This is a genomic window from Bordetella genomosp. 7 (genome assembly GCF_002261415.1).
Lineage (GTDB): Bacteria > Pseudomonadota > Gammaproteobacteria > Burkholderiales > Burkholderiaceae_B > Bordetella_A.
Genome location: NZ_NEVI01000018.1, coordinates 1 through 3030, shown reverse-complemented (window position 1 = coordinate 3030; position 3030 = coordinate 1). Strand labels below are relative to the sequence as shown.

Here is a 3030-nt window from a genome sequence, read left to right as displayed (position 1 = left end):
CTTGCGGCACAACTCGACGACCGGGATGCCGGCTTCGCCTTCTTTGAGCACCGCAACGATCTGGCTTTCGGTAAATCTGCTTTTCTTCAAGGGAGTCTCCGATGGAAAGGAGGCTCCGAAATTCTACTGGCTGACGTCTACTCTGAGGGGGATCCTACGCAGCGGCCGGTCAGTGGGTAGATTGACACGGCGACCGTCGGCTTCGACGGTGACGTTGGCCGCGTCAATTGCCACGATCTTTGCCAGCTGGCCGTTGACTAAATCATTCTGAGCATCATTGCGGGTGAGCCGGACATGGTCACCTACGGACAGCTCCGCCCGGTTCAGGTGGTAGACCGACAGCTTGCTCATGGTTTTCGGGATGATTTCTATGGGTTCGGTATGGGTTGAGCCGGGCTTCAGCGGTTCCACGGTGATCCGGTCATGGCGTGTGCTGCCGGTCACACGATACAGCTCGCTGCGTTTGAGGCCGCACTGGTAATCCCGTTCGGGCACGACGATGTCGCCAACCGTGTAATACCGGGCCACACTGCGTTCTGCACGGGTGGTGTCATGGCGAGTAAGCAACTGGCATTGATGACCCTTGCCTTCCAAACCACGCAGGGCATGGATCCGTGCGTTGATGGCTTCTCGTGAGGCATTGGTTCCCGTCACGACGATGGTGCCGGCTTGTTCTGCAGAGGAAAGCCGCGTATAGGCTTGGGCAATTGCTTCATACCGGGCAGAACTGTCTCGGGTTTTCTGACCATTCTCGTCAGTAGTGAGCTGGTCCGGGACAGTGATCACTCGATCCAGGAGCGGCAGGGACTGGCTTGCCTGGCCACCGGCCGCCAGCTGCACGGCCTGGCGCAGCCGTTCGGAGCGTTGTCTCTGGATGTCTCCCATCAATACGGTTTTCATGCCATTTTCCTGCAGCATGGCAAAGGCACGGCCCGCCTCGATGGCCTTGGTCTGGGCGGTGTCCCCCAGCAGCACGACTTTGGCGCCTGTCGGCTGAATGAGCGCCAACAGTTTGTCCATCTGTCGCACGGGCACAACTCCAGCCTCATCGATGACGACGACCGTTTTTGGCCCAAGAGTGTCGATGAATGGACGCTTGTCGCGGGCTGCGAGCACCGAGGCGATCGTGTTGGCCGGTACGCCATCTTCGCGCAGGTTGCGAACCATGCCCCCGTACGGAGCCAGAGCAGTCATGGCGTATCCCTGCTGCTGCAGGATCGCCCGCGCATTCTGCAGGGCGAACGATTTTCCCGTACCCGCCAGGCCCTGGATGCCGGAGATTTGGTCGGCGCCGGTAGCAATCAGCATCACGGCTTCGCGCTGGCCATATGTCAGGCGCGCATCCAGGCCGGCTTTGGCGTGGGCATCGGCAATCGTGGCCTGCCAAGCGCCACGGCCTGTCTGTTCGGCTGCCAATATCCGGGACTCAGCTTCAAAGGCGTTCCGGGTGGCATAGCGGGGACTCTCCATCAGGAGGCGTCCTTCAGCAACGGCCTGATCAACCAGCTTCAGAGAGGCTTCCTTTGGCAGGCTGCGCAGGCGTATGACCTCCTGAGCCCAACCTTCGCGGGTCATGGGCGCTGCTTTCATATCCTGGGTGCTGCGGTAGTGTGGCGCTTCTCGGATCAGAGCACCGGAATCTACACAAGCCCGGATCGCAGCCTGGATGGCCGTGATGTCTGTATGGCCACCGGCATGTCGAACGGCGCTTTGCAGTAGATCGGCCAGCGGCATGACGGATTCCCGTTCAGCCAAGTGTCTGATCGCCCAGTCCAGGGAGGCATGAGCCACCAGGCCTGATGATTTTCCCAATATCTGTGTTGGCTGACTAACCGCGTGCAAGTCTGCTTGGTCAAACTGCATGCCGACGGCTGCAGCAGCGTCCCGCCATTGCTGATGCAGGTCCGCGCGGCTGAGCTCCTTGGTCTTTTCCTGGCGATTTGCCAAGTTGATGCCCTGACGCAGGGCGTGAGGGGCTTCTTCTCGGCTGGTGCCGCGTGCAGCCAGCTCGGCCGTGATGCCGGCGCTGCGTTTGCTAAAAAACTCGATCTGTTCGCGGCTAATGTGGGCCAGCTCGATGTGGTTCTTCTCATGGCGTACGGCGTAGCCCAGCGCCCGGATATTGCGTTCCAGTGCCGCCTGGTAGATCGAGTCAGTCACGCGCAGTAGCTTGAAAATTTCCTCATTGGACAACGACACCCAGCTGCCATCGGCCCGCTGGGTCAGATTCATGAGTAAGGCATGGACATGCAGGTGAGGATCAGGTGCAGTGCCTTCGGTGGGGCGTGCTGTCTCATGGCGGAATTTGGCAATGATGAGGTTGCCCGTATGCTCTACCCGTGGCCTGCCGTTTTCCTTGCGGCGCCCCATGGTCAGATGCTGTTCGACATAGGCCAAGGCAGTAGCGACAGCTTCGTCATTGGCATGGATCAGCCGCGCGTCACCGCCGATGAGAGCCTGCAAGGTGATGCTTTTGGGAGCTCCGAAAGTCAGGTCAAGAGCAGCGCGGGCCTTGGCATCCTTGCGGACGGATTGGCCCGCTGTGATGCCGCGGCCAAAGTTGCCTTGCAGCATGGCTTTGAAGCGAGCGGGCTCCACGTCTCCGACAGCACCCAAGCGCCGGGCACCTTCGCCCTGCCAAGTAGCAGCACTGCCATCGCGGCTGTAGTAATCGTCTGCTTGGTCGGCGTAGTAATAGGTAGCCAGGGCCGCACGGGCCCGATTGATCTGACTGTGCGAGATCATGGGTGCTCCGGGATAGGGAAACTGAGATCAGCCAACGGCGCTAAACCGTTCCTATGCTGATTATTGGAGATAGGGGTGGCAGGCCCACGCAACCTAATCAATGGGCTCTGTGGCCTTGCCCTATCTCGCCGGACACATCAGATGGCATGATGATGCCTGGAGAGAAGGACGATGACACGCAGCAGAAGAACATTCACTGATGAATTCAAGCGCGAAGCGGTTCGCCTGGTTGGGCTGCCGGGGAACACCGTTTCGCAGGTGGCCCGAGATCTGGGTTTGGAACCC

3 protein-coding genes are annotated in these 3030 nt (G+C 60.0%); 1 reads left to right on the top strand and 2 read right to left on the bottom strand.

The window, feature by feature from the left end; all coding sequences use genetic code 11:
- Positions 1-90, bottom strand: a 90-nt coding sequence (locus CAL18_RS19985; RefSeq protein WP_349290273.1) for a transposase, incomplete at its 3' end; no start/stop codon positions are given.
- Between the two features lie 33 nt (positions 91-123).
- Positions 124-2745, bottom strand: coding sequence for a MobF family relaxase (mobF, locus tag CAL18_RS14385; RefSeq protein ID WP_249278414.1), 2622 nt, complete (start codon positions 2743-2745; stop codon positions 124-126).
- Between the two features lie 171 nt (positions 2746-2916).
- Between mobF and CAL18_RS20045 the strand changes: the two genes are divergently transcribed.
- Positions 2917-3030, top strand: a 114-nt coding sequence (locus CAL18_RS20045; protein WP_141217744.1) for a transposase, incomplete at its 3' end; no start/stop codon positions are given.